Origin of the sequence: Huijunlia imazamoxiresistens, assembly GCF_037132455.1 — a bacterium.
In the GTDB taxonomy this organism is placed as follows: domain Bacteria; phylum Bacteroidota; class Bacteroidia; order Chitinophagales; family Chitinophagaceae; genus Flavisolibacter; species Flavisolibacter imazamoxiresistens.
In genome coordinates, this window is the sequence record NZ_JBBBEI010000097.1 from 1 (window position 1) to 896 (window position 896).

The following is an 896-nucleotide window of genomic DNA, read 5'->3' on the forward strand; positions in this document are numbered from 1 at the left end:
AACTTCGGTACGATCCCTGCCCAGCAGGCCCGTGTCGGCCAGTGGTACTTTACCTCTTCGCTGCTCGGTAAGTTCGTATCGTACGAGGCCTCGGTGGTGCATGCCAACTCCTTTGGCAACCCCGACCTCTCGCTGGTAAAAGGCGTGAAGCTCCACGAGCTGACCAGGAGCATCAAGGCCTACGGCGCCGGGGCAGACGGTATCAATGACTTCCTGGTCAACGATATCTTCGATTCCGACGACGTGCCCGATGTGATCTACCACTCGCAGGGCAACCGTACCGCCGCCGTAAGCAAGGCCGCTTCGGGTTCCTTCTCCGGTCCCGTACAGCCCGCCGCTTACACCAATACGCTGACGGTAACGGCTGCGGCTGCCGGCTGGAACTATATCAAGCTGCCGGATCCGGGCAACCGCCAGTACGAGCTGGTAAGCGTGACCCGCGGCGACGGCCAGGTGATCCCGCTGAACAATGCCTGGCTCAGCTTCGTGACCCTGCCCATCAACCAGCCGCCGGTGTACGAGAACAAGTTCCACTTCGTGGATACGTTCGCGACCACCTCACCGGTGAGCTATACCGTGGTGTGGAAACCCAAAAACCGCAACGTGCCCAAGATCGTACGCATCGAAGGCGCTCCGGAAGGCGTTTCTTCTACACCGGTGCAACACCTGCGGGTCGTATTCGACAAGAGCATCGACGCCGCTACCTTTACCGAGCAAGACCTGACGCTGACCTTCCAGGGCGGCGCCAACAGCATCAACAAAGACGTCACCGTGACCCCGATCGATACCGCCACCTTCGAGGTCGACCTGTCCGCCCTCACTACCGGCAACGGCGCCTATGTCTTCACCGCCCAGGCGGCAGGCGTACAGGATGTCTACGGCATCAACGGCACTAC

General features: G+C 60.7%; 1 protein-coding gene. It reads left to right on the plus strand.

Going from position 1 to position 896, the window contains the following annotated elements:
• Window positions 1-896, plus strand: an 896-nt coding sequence (locus V9K67_RS27025; RefSeq protein ID WP_336728248.1) for a hypothetical protein, incomplete at both ends; no start/stop codon positions are given.